20 protein-coding genes are annotated in these 21,584 nt (G+C 36.0%); 10 read left to right on the forward strand and 10 right to left on the reverse strand.

Annotated features, from left to right (window positions below; all coding sequences use genetic code 11):
• Positions 1-214: 214 nt before the first annotated feature.
• Genes T323_RS0120965 through T323_RS0120980 form a run of 4 tightly spaced genes read right to left on the reverse strand, consistent with a single transcriptional unit; the run spans position 215 to position 4,249 of the window.
• The gene (locus T323_RS0120965; protein ID WP_026675030.1) at positions 215-1,672 is read right to left on the reverse strand and encodes a phytoene desaturase family protein; all 1,458 of its coding nucleotides are present in this window, start codon (positions 1,670-1,672) and stop codon (positions 215-217) included.
• Complete coding sequence (locus tag T323_RS0120970) at positions 1,669-2,772, reverse strand: glycosyltransferase family 2 protein (protein ID WP_026675031.1); 1,104 nt, start codon at positions 2,770-2,772, stop codon at positions 1,669-1,671. Before T323_RS0120970 ends, T323_RS0120965 begins: the two co-directional genes overlap by 4 nt.
• Positions 2,769-3,479, reverse strand: a complete 711-nt coding sequence (locus T323_RS0120975) for a lysophospholipid acyltransferase family protein (protein WP_026675032.1) — start codon at positions 3,477-3,479, stop codon at positions 2,769-2,771. The genes T323_RS0120970 and T323_RS0120975 overlap by 4 nt, the downstream gene beginning before the upstream one ends.
• A complete protein-coding gene (locus T323_RS0120980) occupies positions 3,473-4,249 on the reverse strand; it encodes a carotenoid biosynthesis protein (RefSeq protein ID WP_026675033.1) in 777 nt (258 codons plus the stop codon). The genes T323_RS0120975 and T323_RS0120980 overlap by 7 nt, the downstream gene beginning before the upstream one ends.
• A gap of 67 nt (positions 4,250-4,316) precedes the next feature.
• On the opposite strand from T323_RS0120980, the gene T323_RS0120985 reads away from it, so the two are divergent.
• On the forward strand, positions 4,317-5,060 hold the full coding sequence (locus T323_RS0120985; protein ID WP_026675034.1) for an SDR family NAD(P)-dependent oxidoreductase: 744 nt from the start codon (positions 4,317-4,319) through the stop codon (positions 5,058-5,060).
• Positions 5,061-5,072: 12 nt separating this feature from the next.
• On the opposite strand, the gene T323_RS28160 is transcribed toward T323_RS0120985, so the two are convergent.
• Positions 5,073-5,639 carry a DUF6241 domain-containing protein gene (locus tag T323_RS28160; protein WP_051556648.1) on the reverse strand — a complete coding sequence of 189 codons (567 nt, stop codon included), beginning with the start codon at positions 5,637-5,639 and terminating at the stop codon, positions 5,073-5,075.
• A 171-nt stretch (positions 5,640-5,810) separates the two neighbouring features.
• On the opposite strand from T323_RS28160, the gene T323_RS0120995 reads away from it, so the two are divergent.
• From T323_RS0120995 to T323_RS27315, 3 genes are all read left to right on the forward strand, one after another.
• Positions 5,811-7,385: a CPBP family intramembrane glutamic endopeptidase gene (locus tag T323_RS0120995; RefSeq protein WP_026675035.1), complete on the forward strand. Its 1,575-nt coding sequence runs from the start codon at positions 5,811-5,813 to the stop codon at positions 7,383-7,385.
• A gap of 94 nt (positions 7,386-7,479) precedes the next feature.
• Positions 7,480-8,469 carry a Gfo/Idh/MocA family protein gene (locus T323_RS0121000; protein ID WP_035179524.1) on the forward strand — a complete coding sequence of 330 codons (990 nt, stop codon included), beginning with the start codon at positions 7,480-7,482 and terminating at the stop codon, positions 8,467-8,469.
• 125 nt (positions 8,470-8,594) lie between these two features.
• Positions 8,595-10,709, forward strand: coding sequence for a sensor domain-containing protein (locus T323_RS27315; RefSeq protein ID WP_051556649.1), 2,115 nt, complete (start codon positions 8,595-8,597; stop codon positions 10,707-10,709).
• A gap of 275 nt (positions 10,710-10,984) precedes the next feature.
• On the opposite strand, the gene T323_RS0121010 is transcribed toward T323_RS27315, so the two are convergent.
• Positions 10,985-11,479 carry a BsuPI-related putative proteinase inhibitor gene (locus T323_RS0121010; protein WP_026675037.1) on the reverse strand — a complete coding sequence of 165 codons (495 nt, stop codon included), beginning with the start codon at positions 11,477-11,479 and terminating at the stop codon, positions 10,985-10,987.
• A 233-nt stretch (positions 11,480-11,712) separates the two neighbouring features.
• On the opposite strand from T323_RS0121010, the gene T323_RS0121015 reads away from it, so the two are divergent.
• The 3 genes from T323_RS0121015 (at position 11,713) to T323_RS29245 (ending at position 15,171) form a co-directional block, all read left to right on the forward strand.
• Complete coding sequence (locus T323_RS0121015) at positions 11,713-12,900, forward strand: acetyl-CoA C-acetyltransferase (RefSeq protein ID WP_026675038.1); 1,188 nt, start codon at positions 11,713-11,715, stop codon at positions 12,898-12,900.
• Between the two features lie 354 nt (positions 12,901-13,254).
• Complete coding sequence (gene cimA / locus T323_RS27320; protein ID WP_035179527.1) at positions 13,255-14,880, forward strand: citramalate synthase; 1,626 nt, start codon at positions 13,255-13,257, stop codon at positions 14,878-14,880.
• Positions 14,881-15,033: 153 nt separating this feature from the next.
• Positions 15,034-15,171, forward strand: a complete 138-nt coding sequence (locus T323_RS29245) for a hypothetical protein (RefSeq protein WP_169737917.1) — start codon at positions 15,034-15,036, stop codon at positions 15,169-15,171.
• Between the two features lie 206 nt (positions 15,172-15,377).
• Here the strand turns inward: T323_RS29245 and T323_RS0121035 are convergent, their stop codons facing one another.
• The gene (locus T323_RS0121035) at positions 15,378-16,343 is read right to left on the reverse strand and encodes a TIGR03943 family putative permease subunit (RefSeq protein WP_026675039.1); all 966 of its coding nucleotides are present in this window, start codon (positions 16,341-16,343) and stop codon (positions 15,378-15,380) included.
• Between the two features lie 12 nt (positions 16,344-16,355).
• A complete protein-coding gene (locus T323_RS0121040; protein WP_026675040.1) occupies positions 16,356-17,387 on the reverse strand; it encodes a permease in 1,032 nt (343 codons plus the stop codon).
• 204 nt (positions 17,388-17,591) lie between these two features.
• Here T323_RS0121040 and T323_RS0121045 point away from each other — a divergent pair, with 204 nt between their 5' ends.
• Entirely contained in the window at positions 17,592-18,551 is a 960-nt protein-coding gene (locus tag T323_RS0121045; protein ID WP_026675041.1) for a CobW family GTP-binding protein, read from the forward strand.
• Positions 18,552-18,608: 57 nt separating this feature from the next.
• On the opposite strand, the gene T323_RS0121050 is transcribed toward T323_RS0121045, so the two are convergent.
• Complete coding sequence (locus T323_RS0121050; protein WP_026675042.1) at positions 18,609-19,439, reverse strand: undecaprenyl-diphosphate phosphatase; 831 nt, start codon at positions 19,437-19,439, stop codon at positions 18,609-18,611.
• A 133-nt stretch (positions 19,440-19,572) separates the two neighbouring features.
• Between T323_RS0121050 and T323_RS0121055 the strand changes: the two genes are divergently transcribed.
• On the forward strand, positions 19,573-20,109 hold the full coding sequence (locus tag T323_RS0121055; RefSeq protein WP_026675043.1) for a TlpA disulfide reductase family protein: 537 nt from the start codon (positions 19,573-19,575) through the stop codon (positions 20,107-20,109).
• Positions 20,110-20,295: 186 nt separating this feature from the next.
• On the forward strand, positions 20,296-21,375 hold the full coding sequence (locus tag T323_RS0121060) for a DUF3866 family protein (RefSeq protein WP_026675044.1): 1,080 nt from the start codon (positions 20,296-20,298) through the stop codon (positions 21,373-21,375).
• On the opposite strand, the gene mciZ is transcribed toward T323_RS0121060, so the two are convergent.
• Positions 21,372-21,509: a Z-ring formation inhibitor MciZ gene (gene mciZ, locus T323_RS0121065; RefSeq protein WP_026675045.1), complete on the reverse strand. Its 138-nt coding sequence runs from the start codon at positions 21,507-21,509 to the stop codon at positions 21,372-21,374. The genes T323_RS0121060 and mciZ overlap by 4 nt on opposite strands.
• Positions 21,510-21,584 lie beyond the last annotated feature (75 nt).

Here is a 21,584-nt window from a genome sequence, read left to right on the forward strand (position 1 = left end):
AAGAAGAAGGAGATTTTATCTCTCTTCTTCTTTTTTTTTTAAGATAAGAAACTATAAAAATTTTGGTCTAGCAGCGAAGCCTTGAAAGCTTATTCTAGAAGAGCGAAGGCTGCGCACCTGCGCGTTTCACCCCAAGAAGAGCACTGGGGTTCACTGTCAAAAACGGGAAGGGCTCCGCACTTCGCTTGAAACGAAAAGACGCTCCGCGTTTTTCTTAAATAAGTGCTGCCACATTTTGTCCACTTAACACAACCAGTGGTGAGCCCCCACCAGGATGTGTTGTGCCTCCTGTAAAATATAAATTTGCAATTTCCGTTGATTTATTTTGCGGACGAAAAAATGCTCCTTTAAATGAGTTGGAAGATGGACCATAAAGAGCCCCTTTATATGATAGAAAATCATTTGCAATTTGAGTTTGTGTTATTGTTTTCTCGTATACAATATGAGGTTTTAAGTCAAATCCAAATCTAGCAAGCTTTTTATAAATCGTTTCTTTATACTCATCTTCTGAAAAAGATGCTTCTTCACTAGATAAAGCGGGAGCATTGACTAAAATAAATAAATTATCTCCATTTGGTGATTGAGCTTTTTCCGTATAAGAAGAATTACTAATATAAATAGTAGGATCCTTTGGCAATTGTGCTTGGTTAAATAATTGGTCGAATTCTTTTTTGTAATTCGAACTAAAAAAAACTTGGTGATGAATAAGGCCCTTAAGTCGTTTCCGTAATCCAACTAATAGAACGAATGCTGAAATGGAAGGGGAAATCGACGCAATTTTTTTATTCGAAAAGAAACGGCGATTTTCTTCTTTTACTAATGCAGGGTATGATTTCAAGATATCACCATTTAAAATCATGATATCACCTGGAATAAATTCATCAAATTTTGTCATGACGCCAACAGCTTTTTTATTTTTGATTACAATTTCTTTTATACTGCAATTTGATTTTAATGTTACTCCTAGTTCTTGAGCACGCTTCACAAAACCATTAGCAATTTGTACGTTCCCCCCTTTGGTGAAATAAACGCCTTCGTTTAATTCAAGATGAGCAATCATCGCAAACGTTGCCGGAGCCAAATAGGGTGATGAGCCAATATAGGTGGCATACCGATTAAAAGATTGTTGTAAAAAAGGATGATGAAAATAAGTTTGGTGAAACTTGTCTAGCGATTGAAATGGTTTCACTTTTAAAAAAGCTTTCAGTAAAGACGGACGTGAAAAGCTTTTCCAGGATGTCGATGCTTGCCTAAGAAAATGGGTATTAGATGTTTGGTAAAATTGGCGCACCTTCTGTAAATATTTCGGGTATTGTTCTGCGCTATCATGACAATAATGTTCCATTTGCTCGATCATGTTTTTTTGACTAGTGGACATTGTAAAGGTTGACCTATCAAAAAAATGATTTTTCGTATGGGAAGAGAGTTTATGGAATTGAAAATAATCGTCCGGATTTGCATGTGTTTGCAAAAGGACATCTTGGAAAACATGAGGCATCGTAATCGTATTCGGTCCAAAATCAAACCGATAAGTCTCAAAAGAAAAAGGTTTTAACTTTCCACCGAAATGGTTATTCTTTTCAAATAATGTAACATCATACCCTTTAAAAGCTAATGATATGGCAGCAGAAAGACCTCCTAAGCCACCGCCAATGATGAGGACTGTTTTCATGAGTAATGTCTTCCTTTCCAAGTAAATCCTTTATGAGTAACATAAGCTATCATTGCATGTAAAAGTAAGATAATGAGAAAAAGCGATGAAAATGGCATGAGAAAACTGAGCCAAAACGTTTGTTTTGTTTTCAAATCAACATAAGCACGAATCAACACGACGATACATAACGGAACTAAGAATATATAAGAAGAAGTTAACACGCCGAAACTAGCTAAAAAGAGAGGACTAACAAAAAATAGAAAATACACAACAATGATGAAAGCTCCAAGGAGAAACGATCGACCGATCCCGTTGAAGATATTTTTCAAAAATCCTTCCCATACTTCTCTATTTGTTTCATACATATAACAAGATGCTGTTGTTGTCACATTTGCGAGTAAAACTGAAAACTGATTTTCTTTCATGTTTCTTGTTAATTGGACATCTTCCACAATCTGTTGTTTTACTTGTACATGCCCTCCAATATCTTCATATGACTTACTATGAAAAAACATAAATGCACCATGTGCAGCAGAGAAAAGTGGAACTTTTGTTTGATTGGCTATCATTAATGGCAAATGAAAAAACACAATAAAATGCTGCATAGGGACGAGAAGTTGGCTGAGAAATGATGATGTCGGAAAATGAGGAAATCCTGTAATTAACCGACATTTTCGTTGTTCCATTGTTGAAACACATCTTTCGATTGCTCGTTGATGAAGCCGAACATCAGCATCAATAAAAAAATAGTACTCCCCAGTCGCCTTTTTGCTTAGTTGATGGCAAGCATAAGATTTCCCGATCCAACCTGGAGGTAATGGCTCCCCTTTTATTAGTTGTATCTGTTTTATGGTTTTTCGCTTTTCTTCAATAAGCGCAACGGTTTTGTCTGTTGAATGGTCATCAAGTAAAATGATTTCTACATTTGAATATGTAAGCTTATCAATTGAGTCGAGTAGCCCTTTGATATTTCTTTCCTCATTCCGCAATGGAATAAGGAGAGAAACTCGAGGGTGAGGTTGTGCGATGTTTTCTTCTTTAAGGGTAGGGAGAAAAAGCGAGTTGAAAATAACCCAGACGAAAAAGAAACATAAAACGATAATAAAAACATCAATCATACTTTTTTCTCCTTAAATAAACATTCTTTTAGAGAAGGATAGCCTCCAAGCAACATATCATAATGAGAAGTTGCTTCATGAATAATGGATAGCCTTTGATTATTTAATTGACATGTGATAACTTTTTCAAACCATGAGGTCATCTCTTTTACTGACATGTTTTTTAAATGACGAGAATGAAGAGGGGACCCGATATAAATATAAACATTTGGTTTACGGTTACGGCCAAAAGAATAATAAAATGTAATCGGAATCATTTGCACGTCTTGTTTAAAAGCAAGATGGGCTGCTCCTTTTTTAAACAACAGTGGTCTTTTCTCTAAGTGTTGTTCTTCCCCTTGTGGGAACATCCATAACGTTTTTCTGTTTTGTAGCAATGTTGTAGCATAAGTTAATGATTCTTTTAAATGGTGTAATGACTCGAGTGAAATAGAAAAGGCCCCTAGCTTTCTAAAAAAAGAATATCGCTGTAAGCCAGCTTCACTCATCATGACATAATGGTCACCATTCAACACGGTTTTTGTTAAATGAAAGGAGAGTAAACCATCCCACCAACTACTGTGGTTAACAAGGATTAACGAAGCGTTTGTAAGTGAAATTGGTTCATGTTGATAAAGATAAATTTTATGAAAAGATTTTCTTAATAAATGCAAATTATAAACATGAAACAATGTGGAAAACATCCGAGACTTTTTCGCTTTTAACATACGCTTTTCTTCCTTACACTATAGAAATATAAAACTAGTAATAATGAAGTACAAACAAAAGACAAGCCGACGGCGAACCAAAGCGTTGCAACTGCAGCAATCGTCATAAACATGATGACCATAAGAGCATATAAAAGAACCATCCTAGAAGCCCATGCATGAGAACAAATCGGACGATGAAAAACGAGAAATACAAGGATGATATGTAAGAATAGAGAGATGATAAACCAGTCAACGAAATTCGTTATAGGGATGCCGTAGTATAGACCTGTCCCATCCCATTCCCAATATTGTTTTACCTTGTAAGCAACGGGGTCTAAGATTAAATCCATTACGACAGCAGCAACAGGTGATATGATGAGATATAGTGCTATTTGTTTCCATTTTTGAGTAAACAGGTGTTGGCTAATGGTTTTACCAATCACATGCGTTGTTGCAATTACCATCAACCACGCAAAGCCAATAGTTATAGGAACATCGATGATTTTCGGACCGAAATCAGCATTGTAAAAATAATGTCCAAACAAAATGCCATATGTAACTCCAACCCATTCGGCAAATATCGTTCCTGTTACTACAACAAAGCTTATAAGCAATCCAATGAAATAGCCGTATGATGTAACAAAGAAAATGGCACCTAACAATCCTGTTAACAATAAAAAGACAGTGTTGGCCCATTCTAACCATGGCGGCAGAAGGTCAAACGTTAGTAAAATAAGTCCACAACTATACCAAAAGATAAAAAAGCGAAAAATCAATTGACTAAACATAGCTCACCACCGTTAAATAACTTTTGTATAATGATTGTACAATAAAAATAGAAAGGATGAAACGGATATGTTTGAAAAAATGGTTGTAATGGTCACAGGGGGAGCACAAGGAATCGGAAAAAGTATTGCAGAGCATTATTGTCAACAAGGAGCTCGTGTTGTGATTACAGATATGAATAAAGAAAAAGGGGAGAGTACTGCGACTGAGCTTTTAGTAAATAAAGGGACGTGCACATTTTATCCGCTCGATGTTCGAGAGCCTTCTGAGATTGTTACGGTCATGAAAACAATTGAAGATGACTTTGGTCAATTGGATATTCTTATTAATAATGCTGCTATAAATAAGTGGAAATCTCCGTATGAATTAGATATAGATGAGTGGGATAATGTGTTAAAAACAAATATAACCGGCCCATTTCTTTGTTCTAGAGAAGCGGCAAAACTAATGAAGAAAAGAAAGAAAGGTTCAATTGTTAATATTGCCTCAACACGAGCACTTATGTCAGAACCTCATTCTGAAGCATATGCAGCTTCAAAAGGGGGATTGCTAGCTTTAACGCATGCATTAAGTGCGTCTTTTCAAGAGGATGGGATCCAAGTGAATGCGATAAGCCCAGGATGGATCGAAACAGGAGCATATGAACAAGTACGGGAAGTTGACCACATGCAGCACTTTTCAAATCGAGTCGGACTGCCAAAAGATATAGCTAATGCATGTTTATTTTTAACACATCCAGAAAATCGGTTTGTTAATGGAGAAAATATCGTTATTGATGGAGGGATGACAAGAAAGATGATATATGAGGAATAAAGAGGAAGGACATTAATTGTCCTCCTTCTCCTCTTTATTAAAGTTTTTATCTATAAATTCTTGTTCTTCTTCGGCTGTTAAAAGACCGACTGCTTTTCCAATCGTACCACCTTGAAGTTCCCACACACTATTATGGTCTTTATCTGCTTTGGAAAAATCACCATTTTTCCATCTTACTAAAATATCGTTATATAATTCATAATGGGTGTATTTATCTTTATTATGTTCAACAACTTCTAGCAATCTTTCAATTCTTTCTTGTGTTATTTGTAGGTTATTCCATTTGTGTTCTGCTCTTACTTTTTGATGTGACATATAGTGGATTTTCTTTTGAACGTCATCTTCAGTCATGGAAAACGGGAAAAGCTCCTCTACATCATCGGATGGAACAACATGGACTACAACTGGAATGTCAGCGTCTAGTTCAGATTCATCAACTTCCTCTTCTCCTATTTCCAAATCGTCATTCACAGGTGAGCTTTTGAGGGAATGAAGAAATTGATAGGAAAAATAACCAATAACAACGATAGAAATAACAGCAACAATGGCGGCGAACTTAATCAGTTTATTGTTTTTCACATAGACCTCCTACAATTTTTACAATATGGCAGCTAACATTCTACTAATATATTGTAATTTAGGAAAATATGGGTGTAAAGAGGGAATCACTTTATGGTATAGTTTAATAAACTTTCACTTCGTTCCATCATAAGGTAAACGGAAGTAGATATAATAAAAAGGAGAAATTACATGTTACATATTGTAAAAACACACAAATACGTAGTTATCATTGCAATAATCGCCCTTTTCGTAAACATTGGATTGTTCTTCATTCCAGGGGACGGAAAACATTACTCTTATCCAGAAATGGACAGGGCTGAGGTAAAAGATATGGTAGATCATTTCTTAGATGAAATGAATGTAACCGGTAGTACTACTTTTATGGTGGAATCATCGAATGCAGACATTCGCTTAAGTAAATATTTAGAAAACGAAGTATCGAAAGAAGAGTTTGAAACAATTAAGGATAACATTCCTTTATATACGATGGCTGTTCATATCGGGGAAGGACGTTCTGTCCACATTGATCCCGTTGCAAAACAGATAGTAGGAACAAACAGTTTCGCTTTTCCAATTTTGGATGGAGATGTGGAGGCTTTTGTTCAAGATTTTTTTAATGCTGAATATACGTTACTTGAATCTGAACGTTTTGTACCTGACCAATTAAAACTTGACGCAGGATTTTTAAGTCTCTTTACTGATCATACGCGCTATACTTTTGAAGGTCTATTTCAACTTGGAGAATTACAAGATATTGTGACGGTTGAAGTCGGTACCGATGTAAACGGAACGATGAACATATTAGGTGTGATGCAATCGGCAGAAGTATCGCCACAGTATATGGCTATTGATAAACCTGGAGACTCTTTGATTGACATTTTATTGCAATTAGCGATTGTTGTTTTAATTATTGGAGGGATTGGCATTGCCGTGTTCGTTCATTTTATCGTTCGAGCATGCCAGAAAAAGGTTGCTTTTTGGTTGCCATTAGGGATTACTTTCTATTTAATGGCATTTAGTATGGTGTTCTCGTATGTGTACATGGGGAATTTAGGATGGCTGTCTTTAATCGATTCCCTTATTACTTCTGTTCTTGTCTTGTTTATATTAATGATTACTATTCCAAAAGACACGGCAGATTTACAGAAACGTCCACTGAAACAAAAAGCTTCTTTAATTTTAGATAAAATGAAAATGCCAATTGTCATTGGGTTATGTTTTGCGGTCATCATGAAGCCAATTGCTGATTTGTTTTTCTGGGTTGGTTCGATGTTTGCAGATACTTGGTTTTCACCGGTTACATTTTATGAAATTTACTTAGTAGAAAATATATGGCTTTTGCCTTTCTTTGCTTTATCGATTGGGATTACGGCTGCGATTATGGAAGAAACGGTATTTCGCCGCTATTTAGCATCAGTCATGGACAAAATCCATCCGATTTTTGCCGTTCTTGTTTCTTCCTTTTTATGGGCCGTATTGCATCTTGGCTATGATGTATTTCCTTGGTACTTACGGATTATCGAATTAACGCTAATCATTGGTCCAGTTTTATATTGGATTTACAAACGGTATGGTTTCTTAACTGCAATTTATTGTCATTATTTTTATAATAGCTTACTTACATCTGTAGGTTTACTGTATTTTAAAGTTGATGTAGCAATTGTTGCCATTTTGCTTACCCTTTCTCCATTGTTACTTGTGTTGATAAGAACAAACAAATCTAATATTGGAATGACCCGCGAAGAAAAACAAGAGGCGATATAAATCCATTGGAAATAATTTAACAATAGAGTTTGAGAATCATACTGGAAATTCCCGTCTTTATGCCGATGAAATAAGTAGAATAAAAATATTGGGGATGACTGAATTGAAACAAGTTCGTTGGGGGATAATCGGTTGTGGTGCTGTCACGGAAAAGAAAAGTGGACCAGGCTTTCAAAAAGCAAACCATTCATCACTTGTTGCCGTCATGAGGAGAAATGGAAAATTAGCAGAAGATTATGCGAAGCGTCATCATGTACCAAAATGGTATGATGACGCCAAACAACTTATAGCTGATGAGGAAGTGGATGCGATTTATATTGCGACTCCACCAGCTCATCACTTAGAGTATGTGGAGGAAGCAGCGAAAGTAGGCAAACCAGTTTATGTGGAAAAACCAATGGCTCGTTCGTTTAAAGAATGTGAAATGATGATTGAAGTTTGTGAAGAGGCGAATATCCCGTTATTTGTCGCATATTATCGGCGAAGTTTACCTCGATTCCGAAAAATAAAGGACATCATTGATAGTGGGGTTATTGGTGATATCAATTTTGTTTCTTCTATTCAGTACCGCCCAGCAACTGAAGAGGAAAAAAACAAGGATAACCCACCATGGCGTGTCATCCCAGATATAGCTGGGGGAGGACTTTTTTTTGATTTAGCTAGTCATACATTAGATGTTCTTGATTTTCTACTCGGACCAATTGAACAAGCAACAGGCTTTGCCTCAAACCAAAAAAGGCTTTATGAAGCTGAAGATATTGTATCTGGAACGTATAATTTCACTTCTGGAGCCCATGGCATTGGCACATGGTGTTTTTCTACTTTCGGGCATATGGATAATAATGAGATTGTCGGGACGAAAGGGAAACTTGTTTTCTCCACGTTTGGACATGAACCGATTAAACTAGTGACAGACCGCTATGAGGAAGAATGGACTTTTGAGCGCCCTGAGCATATTCAACAACCACATATTCAATCTATTGTTGATGAATTGCTAGGTCATGGAAAGTGCCCAAGTCATGGAAAATCGGCAGCTAGAACAAACTGGGTAATGGATCAACTAGTAAAAACGTACTATAAATAATGAAAAGGCAGTGGTGGATGCTGTCTTTTTTTGTAGAATTATAGTAGAAAATTAAGAAAATGTCTTTAAAAATAAATAAAAAAATATATAATGAAAGAAATGACAGTAAACGGAGACGTGAATTTATGGACGGGAACAACGATATGGGACACGAATTAGAAATGAAAAAATTACGTCATCGTATAAATCAATTGGAGAAACAACTTAAAATTGAAAAAAATGTAATGACAAAAATACTTGATGAATTGCCAATTAGTATTTTTTTTGAAGATAAAGAAGGACGGGCTCTTTTTACAAATAAGCAAGCTTGTATTGATAATGGTTTATCAAGGGAAGAAATCATCGGAAAAACAGTGTTTGAATATTTTCCTGAACATGTCGCTCAAAAGATCCGGGAAGAAGATTTGAAAATATGGGAAACGAAAGAGCTTGTCACAAAGCAAGAAATAGCGGGTTATAAAGGAGTTCCTACACCTGTATTTACAGGAAAGACCATCATAGAGTTTGATGAAGAAGGCCAACAAGAGCTGTTATTAGGATTTGCTTTAAATATCTCGAAACGAGTCGAAGCAGAGCGCTTGCTTCAACAAAAGGAGAAAAAATTTCGCCATATTGTTAACCACGGTTTAGATTGTTTTCTTTTATTTGATGAGCGTGGTCAAATCAAAGAAGTAAATAAAGCGAGTTTTACAAAACTTGGCTATTCAGAAGATGAATTATTACAGTTAACGATTTATGATATTTTTCCTAATTTACCTGAACGTCTTACTCACTTTATTGAGCAAGAAACGAGTTATCGGCTTGAACATACAATGAAAAGAAAAAACAAAAAAATATTTCCGGTCGATACAAACTTTGGAATTGTGCAATTAGATGAAACAAAGCATTTCTTTGCTCTTTGTCGGGATATTACAGAGCGAAAAGCGGCGGAGCAACAAATTGAACATATGGCTTACCATGATGCTTTAACAAGTCTGCCCAATCGTTGGTTCATTCATGATAAAATTGAAGAAATTGTGACCGGTCGGCAAGATGTGGAATCGGTTGCGCTTCTTTTATTAGACTTGGATCATTTTAAAGTCATTAATGATAGTTTAGGTCACCATAAAGGTGATATATTATTGCAACAAGTATCAGAACGGTTAATGAAGTTTATTCAAAAAGATTATACATTGGCCCGGTTTGGTGGAGATGAGTTTTTATTGTTGATTCCTTCAGGTGAGGAAGAAGCCATTGCATTAAGTGAAAAAATTATCGAAGAAATGGAAAAACCATTTTTTATCGGTGGAAAATCTTTCACGATTACACCGAGTATAGGGATTAGCATTTCACCTGAACATGGAGAAGACTTTACATCTTTAATCCGAAATGCAGACATCGCTATGTATGAATCAAAGGCGCAAGGTCGAAACGGCTACCAAATTTTTAATCCACAATTAAAAAAGTATGCAACTGAACGAATGAACTTAGAAGTTGAGTTACGGCAAGCCTTATTGAATGATGAATTTATTCTTTATTATCAACCGAAAGTAAATTTAAAAACAGGTGAATTTTATGGAATGGAAGCTCTTATTCGCTGGCAACATAAAGAAAAGGGATTAGTGTATCCTGGAGCCTTTATTGAAGTCGCTGAAGAAACGGGCATTATTGTAGATATCGGAGAATGGGTTCTTCGAGAAGCTTGTCGTCAATGTAAAAGTTGGCATGATGAAGGGTTAACCCATTTATCTGTATCCATCAATATATCGGCCGTTCAGTTTCAAAAGCAAGATTTAGAATCGTTAATTTCTGAAGTGTTAGAAGAAACTGGACTCTCACCTGAAGCGATTCAGCTGGAGTTAACAGAAAGTACGGTAATGAAACAGCCAATTGAAGCAGCCAATACATTACGTAATTTAAAAAAATTAGGGATCTCTATTTCGATTGATGATTTCGGAACTGGATTCTCTTCTTTAAGTTATCTGAAACACTTTCCAATTGATACGTTGAAAATAGACAGGACATTTATTACATATTCTGACTCGGATGAAGCAAATGCTGCGATTGCCATTGCCGTCATTACGCTTGCACACAGTTTAAACTTGAATGTTGTGGCAGAAGGAGTAGAAAATAAAGCACAGCTTGAATTTTTAAAATCAGGAGAGTGTGATTGCGTACAAGGATTTTATATCAGTTATCCTCTTGAAAAAGATGCTGCAACAGCTTTACTCAAAACGACGAAGCGTCTTGAAACAATATAAAAACTGGACGAATGATGGCTTTTTCTAACGGACATACGTTCCGCTATTTTAATGAAAAGTAACGTTTTACTAAGGCGAATGGACACTGGTTCCGTTATCGTTACAAATGGAATGGCTTTTAATACTTGAATAGGTAAATAACGGAACATCAGTCCGATAGAATTTTAAAATAGCACATTTTTCATGAAATAGCGGACTGTATGTCCGTTATACCGGTACAAACAAAAGAACCGCCCTCATATAATGAGGGCGGTTCTTTTGTTTGTCAACTAAGTCTATTCTACAATAATTGTTTCTTTTGCACTAGCTTCGTGATTTGAATCCGTTAAAAATAAATGGATGGTATAGGAACCACTATCTAAACCAGCAATCGTATATTGATATTCCAATTCTTCTCCTACAGACAATGTTACCGTTTCAATTGCCATCGTCGCCATAATATCATCGGAGTATTGAACGACTTTTTCTCCTTTTTCATTATAAATAATGTAATCAGCTGTTAATCCACTCGGAAATGTAAGTTCAAGCTCATTTCCACTTTCATTTTTCACTTTATAGTCGACGATAAAATGATTATTTTCCTCATGAATTGTAACGTTTGTAGAAAGGTCCTCATTTCCTTCAAGTTCAACATCAGGAACAGGTTCTAACGTTTTATTTGTATGTTCTTTTTCTTGTATGTCGCCAGTGCTTTGACCTGCAGTCCCACAACCTGTAATGGATACCGAGACAATAATAAGAGTTAGAATAAATATGTTTAATTTTTTCAAGTGAAACCCTCCTTTTATTCTTTTAGTCGTTCATCGGACAAAAAGGTTTCAATTAATTTAAAAATAAGTACAAGAGAGATTATAACATGAGAAGAATAAAGATAGCAGCGGTAAAATTTAGATGTGTTAGAAGATGATATGAAAAAATACTATACAGTTAAAGACAAGGTTGTGTATACTTATACTAGCAAGGAATGAATAGTCATTCAGTTTAGGTTGAGGGGGAGAGAATGTTGAGTCATAATGATGTAGTAGTTGTAAGCGCTGTCAGAACAGCGATAGGAAATTTTGCTGGAAGTTTAAAAAATATTAAAGCGACAGAGCTTGGGGCTATAGTAATTAAAGAAGTTATAGAAAGAGCAAAAATAAAAAAAGAAGAAGTAGATGAAGTTATTTTTGGTAATGTATTGCAAGCAGGATTAGGACAAAATCCAGCACGTCAAGCAGCGATTCTAGCTGAATTACCGAATGAGATACCAGCGATGACGATAAACAAAGTATGTGGGTCAGGGTTGAAGTCTATTCATTTAGCGGCACAATCGATTCAATTAGGTGAAGCGGATGTCGTAATTGCAGGTGGAATGGAAAACATGAGTCAAGCCCCATATTTGCAAATGAATGCAAGAGAAGGCTTTCGCATGGGAAATCAAACGATTATTGACAGTATGATAACCGATGGGCTATGGTGTGCGTTTAATGATTACCATATGGGAATAACGGCTGAAAATATTAGTGAGAAATTTGCAATTTCGCGGCAAAAGCAAGATGCATTTGCGAGTTGGAGTCAAGAAAAAGCCGCAAAGGCAATAGAAGAAAATCGGTTTGCTTCAGAAATTGTTCCTGTTTCGATTCCACAACGAAAAGGGGAACCAATCATCTTTGATCAAGATGAATATGTAAAATCAGGAACGAGTGAAGATAAATTAGCGAAACTACGACCAGCCTTTAAAAAAGAAGGTACCGTGACAGCTGGAAATGCATCTGGCTTAAACGATGGCGCTGCCGCTGTGTTACTCATGAGCAGAAAAAAAGCAGAACAATTGAACATGACTCCACTTGCCGTTATTAAAGCGAATGCAAGTGCAGGAGTAGACCCAAGTATAATGGGAACAGGTCCAGTCCCAGCAACAAAAAAAGCATTAGAAAAAGCTAATTTAACAATCGATGATATTGATTTAGTGGAAGCCAATGAAGCATTTGCAGCTCAAGCTTTAGCAGTAGGTGCTGAACTAAAGATTGAAAATGATAAATTAAATGTAAATGGTGGTGCGATTGCATTAGGTCATCCAATCGGTGCGAGTGGTACGAGAATTTTTGTTACACTTGTTCATGAAATGAATCGAAGGAATGTAAAATATGGGCTTGCTACGCTTTGTATTGGTGGGGGCCAAGGAATTGCTACCATCGTGGAAAAAGAATAATGGTATAAACAAGTATCCGATAAGGTTTGAAACATCCTTATCGGATTTTTTGTTCTACTTGCAAACGTGGATGAATAGGGTAAGATAGGTTGTCCATTTCGCAAGGAGGGTTACAAATGAAGAAATTAGACGGTCAAGAAATTGTCATTGTTACTTTATTTGTTTGTGTTTTAATAACAAATGTCCTTGTTGTTCTTCTTTAAACCGTTACTGCGGTAAAAAATATCTGAATATTTCCTCAAGTGCATAGCCAATATGGCAAAGCTATGCTATACTTTTATGCAATATTAAAGAAAAGTTTAAAGGTTCACACAATTCAAATAGGAGTTGTCGAAAGTGGGAGGAACGAGAGAAATGGGGCAAGTTTTTTTATATGATACAACGTTGAGAGATGGAACACAGGGGGAAGGTGTTAGTCTCTCAGTCGAAGATAAACTAAAGCTTGCTAAAAAGCTTGATGAGCTTGGAGTTCATTATATTGAGGGTGGCTGGCCAGGTAGTAATCCGAAAGACATGAATTTCTTTACGCTCGCAAAAGAATTACAATTAAAACATGCAAAAGTAACGGCGTTTGGAAGTACTAGACGAATTGGGGTTAAAGCAAGTGAGGATCAGAATTTACAACGAATCATTGAAAGTGGAGTCGAAGCCGTTGCGATATTCGGAAAAACATGGGAATTTCAAGTCACACATGCATTACAAACGACATTAGAAGAAAATTTACGCATGATTTATGATTCTGTTCGCTTTTTAAAAAATGAAGGATTAGAAGTTATCTTTGACGCAGAGCATTTTTTTGATGGCTATAAAAGTAATCCTGACTATGCGTTAAGCGCGATAAAAATAGCAGAAGAAGCTGGGGCTGATTGTGTTACCCTTTGTGATACAAATGGGGGATCTCTTCCTCATGAAGTGTATGAAATTGTAAAACGAGTTGTCAAAGAAGTCACGATTCAAGTTGGGATTCATTGTCATAATGATGGTGAAGTGGCTGTTGCCAATTCAATTGCTGCTGTTCAAGCAGGAGCCTGTCATGTACAAGGGACAATGAATGGTTATGGTGAACGATGTGGAAATGCTAATTTAATCTCAGTTATCCCAAATTTACAATTAAAACTAGGGTATGACTGTATTCAGCTAGACCAAATGAAACAACTGACATCCGTCTCGAAATATTTTCATGAGATTGCTAATCAAACTCCGCAAAGCAATCAACCATTTGTCGGTAAAAGTGCATTTGCTCACAAAGGGGGCATGCATGTTAGTGCGGTTTTAAAACATCCAGAAACATATGAACACTTAAACCCAGTAGAATTAGGGAATCAACGACGAGTGCTTGTTTCGGAATTATCTGGACAAAGTAATGTACTTTTCAAGGCGAAAGAGTGGAACATTGATTTAAATAAAAACAATCCAGCCACAAAACATATCATTGAAGAAATAAAAGAAAAAGAGCATCAAGGATATCAATATGAAGCAGCAGAAGCATCGTTTGAATTATTGGTAAAAAAAGGGTTAGGACAGTGGGATGAATTTTTTAAAGTGAATCATTTTAAGTTATTTATTGAAAATAACGGAGGAGAACATTTTAAAACAGAAGCTGTCGTAAAGGTTTGTATTAATGGAGAAGAAGTATTAACGGTTGCAGAAGGTAATGGTCCTGTGAATGCTCTTGATCATGCTTTGCGGAAAGGGATTATGCAATTTTTTCCTAACATTCAAAAGATGTATTTATCGGATTATAAAGTGCGTGTTCTTGATGAGACGAATGCTACAGCTTCGAAAGTTAGGGTGTTGATAGAATCTTCTGATGGCCAAGAGAAATGGAGTACGATTGGTGTGTCAGGAAATGTGATTGAAGCAAGTTGGTTTGCATTAATTGATAGTGTTCGTTATTATTTACAAAAGCTACAAAACGATAACGACATCGTTATTCAAGAGAAAGAATTGTCGAGGACAATTGGAGTGCAAAATCATTAAAATTGTCTAAATATTTCGTTAAAAAACCAACGCTAGTTCTATAGCGTTGGTTTTTCTTAACGGAGGGTGTTTGAATTGAGTGTTATAGGGTTCTATCAGCTGTGTTTGTTTAGTGTGTCATGAAAAGGTGATGTAGTAAGAGATTTTGATTTAATGGACGGTGGCGATCCGATGACACCACCAATGTTTTCCTGTGAAGCCTGTGGAGGAGAAATGTATCCTGAGTATGATAAACGGGTACATGGAGTAGAGTACAGACTTTCAGATTTGCAGGAAACAAAAAAGGACTGAGTGAGGTGGTTTTTCTCACTCAGTTTTTCTTATAAGATAAGAAGTATAAAAATTTTGGTGTAGCAGTGAAGCTTTGAAAGCTTATTCTAGAAGAGCGAAGGCTCCGCACCTGCGCGTTCACCCCAAAAAGAGCACTTGGGGTTCACTTTCAAAAGCGGGCAGGGCTGCGCACTTCGCTTGAAAGAAAAGACGCTCAGCGTTTTTCTTTATCTAAACGATGGGAACACATAAGGATTGTCTGGTTCGTCTACGACTTCAATTCCTTGTAGATGAATGAGAGGGATGCGAAACTCGCCATATGTCGATTCACCTAATGTTCCATTCACCCGGACCCATGTGTCATTTTCATATTCATTCGCATAGTCCGCTTCAACCATTGTCCCAAACACAGCTGCATCTGCGACACAACATGTCATCGCAAAACGGGCAACTACAAGTTGATTATCTTCAAATTCTTCTTCACGGTAGACAAAACCAAGTATTTCCACTTGCTTCCCTAAAAAGTCTGGTAAATACAAATCAAGTACAGTCATAATATCGAGATAGTTTTCGTCTGTAATGATTATCTTTTCTTCCTGTAATAAGTCAGAGCGTAATTCTTCATAAAACTGGTTGTATTCTTCTTCAGTAAAATAATCTTCTGCTTCATAATATTCAGGTTCGTGGTCTTCACCTAAAATCTTTTCTTCTAAATCTCGCATATATTGGTCACTATCTTCTAAAAATGCCTCCGCTCTCGATAATGAGTTTTGTTCTGTTTGAGCAGGGTCATAATCAGTTGGTTTTGTTAAAATTCCACTTCCATATTGGATGCCACGATTGGCTGCAACTGAGCTATCTAATGCCCGGTCTGGTACGACAAAGCCAGCAACGATAGGGATAACAAAGATAGAGTATATTAAAATTTTTGTTATTGGTCTTCCAGTGATGGAATGGTCTTCACCACAATCACAATACTCTTCTTCTTCTTTTTTAGAGCTACGTATAATTTGCAACGCGCCTAAAAATAAAAACACGACTGTTGCAAAATAAATAAATGGCATCATTTTAGGAGCAATATAAAAACGAATATTACCCGTAATGATCATGGCTAACATAAGCAGTGCAAATCCTATGAGAATGATGCCACGAATGTACGTGTGAAAACTTCGGTCCTGGTTTTCCTCGTTCATCCTATTCCCTCCTTATAAAATAAACAGTTGTAAAATCATAACGGCAGCAAAAACAGTACCAGTGACAACGGCGATGAAGCCTAATACGAATTTTGCTTTAAAAAAGGCAAACAGCATAATCGTATTTTTTAAATCAATCATCGGTCCATATACTAAAAACGCAATTAAAGAACCAGTCGAAAACATAGAACCAAATGAAGATGCAACAAAGGCATCGGCTTCTGAACAAAGCGAAAGAAGATAGGCAAAAGCCATCATAACAGCTGTCGAAGACCATTCATTACTTCCAATAGCCACTAAGATGTTACGGTCTAAAAAAGTTTGAATAAAAGCAGCTAGAAACGCTCCAATGATTAAATACTTTCCCATAAGGAAAAATTCATCAGCAGCATGATATAACGTTTGTTTCACCCGGTTTGGTTTTTTATCTAATGGTTTTACTTGTTGAATTAATTCTCTACCCGTTAATTCATTTGTTGTCCATTTTAATTGCTCACTGTTTTTAAATAATAAATACATAAACAAGCCAATAATAATCGCAAGGACAAAAGCTAGTCCCATTCTTGAATATAAAACAACGAGTTGGTTTTGAAAGGCGAAATACGTAGATGCAGCTACAACTGGATTTAATATTGGTGCGGCAACTAAAAATACAACACCAACATGTAGTGGCATTCCTTTTTTAATTAATCGTCTTACAATCGGAACAATCGCACATTCGCAAATGGGGAAAATAGCCCCAAGAATAGCTGCTGGCAAAAGTGCTAAGTACGCATTTTTTGGTAAATAGCGTTGCAGTGATTCTTCGGAAACATAAACTTGAATCAATGCAGAAAAAAAGACCCCTAACAGGATAAAAGGGATGGCTTCAATAACAATCCCTAGAAAAATCGTATTAACATTAACTAAGCTAGCAGGTAAAGTAAACCAGCCATTTTCTTGTTTCAATCCTTCAATATTAAAGAAGAGAAATAGAAAAAAGAAGAGTAAGGCAATTCCAACGATATCTTTACCGATCGAACTGATAGTTTTCTTTATTTTCATGTATATGTGATCTCCCTATCTTTAATGTAAGCTATCTAGTATTCTATCACAAAATAATAGTGGATGTGAAAGACAAATGTTACTATTCCAAAACTAAATCGTCTATTCTTTTAACTGAGAACATATAAATAAGAATAATTCTGATTTGTTGTGAAGACAGATAAATTTAGGTATGATAGAAAAAAAGAATGTAGGAGGCGCAGAATGTCTAGTAAACGAATTCCTGTCTATTTATTAACTGGTTTCTTAGGAAGTGGAAAAACAACAGTATTGCTCCGTATGTTAGAGGAAATGAAACAAAACGGAAAAAAACCAGCTGTCATTTTAAATGAGCTTGGAGAAGTGAATGTTGAAAAAAGTTTGTTTGGTCAACAATCTGTTATGGAACTATTAAATGGATGTATTTGTTGTACGATTCAAGATGATTTAAAAAATGAGCTTTCCGCATTTCTTGAGACCCAGCCTGATATAGATATGATTATTATCGAAGGAACAGGAATTGCAAATCCGAAAGAAGTAGTCGAGGCTTTAACGCATCCTGTTTTATTTGAAAAAGTGGAGCTATACTCGATTATAAGTCTTGTAGATGCGAGTAAATATTTAGAATACCAAAGCTTATTTTCAAGTTCTAAAGAAATACGAACAATATTAAAACAACAAGTATCATCTTGTTCGTTACTTGTCTTAAATAAGCTGGATCTCATAAATGAAAAACTAAAAACAAAGGTTCGTAAAAAACTTTCAGAAACAGTAGAAGAGAACAAAATAATTGAAACATCACATGGGGAAGTTCCGCTGGAGGAATTACTAAAAAAAAGAATGGAAAGTGTAACGGTGTCTGCGCGACACGACCATCACCACCATCACCATCATCATGATACACCGTTGTTTCAAGCTTTAAAAATAGAAGATATTCCAGTGGTGAACAAGACTCTTTTTGAAAAGTGGTTAAAATCATTACCTAACGAAGTTATTAGGGCAAAAGGTGTCATCGATATTGAAAAACAAGGTCGGTTCTCGTTTCAATATTCCTCTGGACAATTTCAACTCCATGGAAATGAAGTACATGATGAAGAAACTTGTATCATTATTATTGGACCATCTTTACATGTAACGAATATTCAACAGTCATTTCAACATCAATTTTCAAAATTACAGTATTAAAATAAACGCCTTTGAGAGTTATATTATATCTCAAAGGCGTTTTGTTTTATTTTGATTTTAAATATCCATGATAGTGTCTGGATTAATAAACAAAGCAACTAAAATCGCGACAACGAAACAATAAATCGCAAAGTATATGAGTTTGCTCTTCTTTAAAAATCCAATTAACCATACAATTCCGATCCAAGAAAAAATAAATGTGGTAATAAAGGATACGATAAGAGCAGGGGCACCAATCGTTGAGAACATTCCCGAACCTAATTCATCGATCGCTAATACAACTGAACCGAGGATAACGGGGATGGATAATAAAAATGAATACCGAACTGCTGTATCACGGTTAAGCCCAGCTAAAAGGGCTGCTACTAATGTTGCCCCTGAACGTGAAATACCTGGGAAGACCGCGAGTGTTTGACCGATACCAACGATAATCGAGTCTAGAAACGTCATTTCCTTTTCAGTTCTCGAACCGTATTTATAAAATCTTTCTATAAAGATTAAAGATACACCTGTAATCGCTAAAGCTCCTGCGATGAAATAAGGAGTTTTCATTGTTTCATCAAAAACATCTTTTAAGATTATACCGAGTCCTCCTGTAAGAATCGTAGCTACGAGAATATAAAGCCCAAAGAAAAAGTGAACTTTGTTTTCTGGTGTCTTTTTTGAGAAAAAGGAGAAAAATCCTTTGATGACATCAAGTAAATCTTTACGAAAATATAAGATAACCGCCAACACCGACGCCATATGTAAATAAATTTCAAATGCTAAGCCGGGAAATGCATAACCAAACACTAATTGTGTGATAACAATATGGGCAGTACTCGATATAGGTAAAAATTCAGTAATTCCTTGAACGAGACCAAATATAAAAGCTTCAAAAATAGACATAATAGACTCCTTTCGCGTTTCAACACTTGCGTTTTCATTCTAGCAAAGAATGGTAATGGAATAAAGAAGTTTTTTAAGTTGAACCTCTTTTTTATTCCATTTATAATGAGATTACAAATAGGAGGGAGTCCTTTTGAATACTCGTAAATTAGTAAGTGGTATTGTTTTAATCATAGCGTTTCTTTTCATTGGTTATTCTGTGTATACAAATGTGATTTCGGATAAAGTTGGTACGGATAAAGGAAATGTCGCCCCTGACTTTACGGCAGAGCGTTGGCCAGCTGAATTAGGTCCCGGTGCCTTGTCTGACTATAAAGGGAATATCGTCGTGTTAAATTTTTGGGCATCATGGTGTGAGCCTTGTCGAGATGAGATGCCAGAGTTAATGGCGTTTCAAGATGATTTTCAAGATGCAGGAGTAGAAGTCGTTGGAGTCAATATGACGAGAACAGAAAGAAGAAAAGTAGATGGGGAAGAGTTTTTGGAGGAAATGAACATTACGTTCCCTTCTTTTTTTGATTATGAAGGTGAGATTTTTAAAGCATATCAACCACAATTTTTTCCAACTACTTATATTCTTAATGAAGATTTATTAATCGAATCGGTTATTCGAGGGGAACTTGACTACGAAATGCTTGAGCATGTTGTTACACCGCTTTTAAACGAATAGTTTTGATTTCTTTTTCTTTATTAGCCTATTGGTTAGAAACCTCTTATCAGTAGGTTTTTTTTGTGGTTTTCTACCTCATCAATCTAGTTTACTTCGGTTAGGAATTAAAATGGTTTTACTTCCGGAATTTAGGGAATAACAGTGTAATGTAATATAATGGATAAAAATAACGGAGAGGAAGCGAACATGTATAAAGAGGTGCCAACAAAAGTAACAGAAATTATATTTGAAGATGAGAAAATTCAACTCGTAAAAACAAGGGATGGCGCGGGGAAGGCGATTTTGTATTTAGACTTTTTACAGAGAGTGTTCGTCGATGATACGATTACAATTAACATTACCGCTACTGCACTAGGTCTTGGTACTGGTGGTTGGGATATTGTCACAAATGTAGAAGGACAAAAAAATATCGAGATTCAGGGTGAAGGACATATTATGAAAGCAAGGTATATGCCCTCTCAACATACGGTATTATCAGTAGAAGCACAAGAAAGTCCTTACCATTCATTATTTGAACAATCTTTTCAGCTTAAGGGCGATTATATTTTATTAGCAGAGTTACATAGTATGCTTCCAATTATTTATAGTATGGTAAAGGTGTTGGATAAGTCCGTTTCAATGGCTATTATTATTAGTGATGAGGCCGCTATCCCACTTCGGATAAGTGAACATATTCGTATATTGCAACAAGATTCAAAAGTGTATACGATTACTTGTGGGCAAGCTTTTGGTGGTGATTATGAAGCCGTTAATATTCAAACTGCCTTACAATTTGCAAAACAACAGCTCCAAACCGATTTCGTTGTTATCTCGTTAGGACCAGGTGTAGTTGGAACTGGTACAAAGTATGGTTTTAGTGGAATGGCATTAGCCGAGTGGGCCAATATTATTGGAGCTTTAAAAGGTACCCCTGTTTGGATTCCAAGAATTTCGTTTGCAGATAAACGGAATCGACATAAAGGAATTAGTCATCATACGCTAACACCGTTATTTGAGTTTACGTATGCAAAAAGTCTTGTACCTATCCCTAACTTTCAAAATGAATGGGACGCTATACTGGATGAACAAATTCAAACGAATTGTGCTGACCATGTGACTTTCGAAAAACATCCAATAACAAAAGTAGAATCACTACTTAAACAAGGGGTAACATCATACCCACTTGAATTGAGTACGATGGGAAGGACAATTGAAACAGATTTTGCGTTTTTTCTCAGTGTTGCCACTGCGGCGTATTGGCTGTTAGAGAAAAAAAGAATAATTTAATGTTGCTTTGGTGAAATCGCAGTTTTCCATTGTTCAATCGTTTTATATTGTTTGGCATATTGTTTTAATATCGCTTGTACTTGCCAAGCTTTACCAACAATTGTAACTCCGTTTGCCGTGACATAAACTTTCACCTTATCGCCTCCTTATTCATGTAATGACAAGCTTGTCGTATGATAGACTTTATGAAGGAGAGAATCTTTTTAGAA

Origin of the sequence: Alkalihalobacillus bogoriensis ATCC BAA-922 (assembly GCF_000621445.1) — a bacterium.
Taxonomy (GTDB): Bacteria; Bacillota; Bacilli; order Bacillales; family Bacillaceae_F; genus Bacillus_AO; species Bacillus_AO bogoriense.

What these genes read in the sequence shown, in the direction of transcription:
- T323_RS0120965 (WP_026675030.1), bottom strand. Translation starts at nt 1,672, where the DNA reads ATGAAAACAGTCCTCATCATTGGCGGTGGCTTAGGAGGTCTTTCTGCT.
- T323_RS0120970 (WP_026675031.1), bottom strand. Translation starts at nt 2,772, where the DNA reads ATGATTGATGTTTTTATTATCGTTTTATGTTTCTTTTTCGTCTGGGTT.
- T323_RS0120975 (WP_026675032.1), bottom strand. Translation starts at nt 3,479, where the DNA reads ATGTTAAAAGCGAAAAAGTCTCGGATGTTTTCCACATTGTTTCATGTT.
- T323_RS0120980 (WP_026675033.1), bottom strand. Translation starts at nt 4,249, where the DNA reads ATGTTTAGTCAATTGATTTTTCGCTTTTTTATCTTTTGGTATAGTTGT.
- T323_RS0120985 (WP_026675034.1), top strand. Translation starts at nt 4,317, where the DNA reads ATGTTTGAAAAAATGGTTGTAATGGTCACAGGGGGAGCACAAGGAATC.
- T323_RS0120995 (WP_026675035.1), top strand. Translation starts at nt 5,811, where the DNA reads ATGTTACATATTGTAAAAACACACAAATACGTAGTTATCATTGCAATA.
- T323_RS0121000 (WP_035179524.1), top strand. Translation starts at nt 7,480, where the DNA reads ATGACTGAATTGAAACAAGTTCGTTGGGGGATAATCGGTTGTGGTGCT.
- T323_RS27315 (WP_051556649.1), top strand. Translation starts at nt 8,595, where the DNA reads ATGGACGGGAACAACGATATGGGACACGAATTAGAAATGAAAAAATTA.
- cimA (WP_035179527.1), top strand. Translation starts at nt 13,255, where the DNA reads ATGGGGCAAGTTTTTTTATATGATACAACGTTGAGAGATGGAACACAG.
- T323_RS29245 (WP_169737917.1), top strand. Translation starts at nt 15,034, where the DNA reads ATGGACGGTGGCGATCCGATGACACCACCAATGTTTTCCTGTGAAGCC.
- T323_RS0121035 (WP_026675039.1), bottom strand. Translation starts at nt 16,343, where the DNA reads ATGAACGAGGAAAACCAGGACCGAAGTTTTCACACGTACATTCGTGGC.
- T323_RS0121040 (WP_026675040.1), bottom strand. Translation starts at nt 17,387, where the DNA reads ATGAAAATAAAGAAAACTATCAGTTCGATCGGTAAAGATATCGTTGGA.
- T323_RS0121045 (WP_026675041.1), top strand. Translation starts at nt 17,592, where the DNA reads ATGTCTAGTAAACGAATTCCTGTCTATTTATTAACTGGTTTCTTAGGA.
- T323_RS0121050 (WP_026675042.1), bottom strand. Translation starts at nt 19,439, where the DNA reads ATGTCTATTTTTGAAGCTTTTATATTTGGTCTCGTTCAAGGAATTACT.
- T323_RS0121060 (WP_026675044.1), top strand. Translation starts at nt 20,296, where the DNA reads ATGTATAAAGAGGTGCCAACAAAAGTAACAGAAATTATATTTGAAGAT.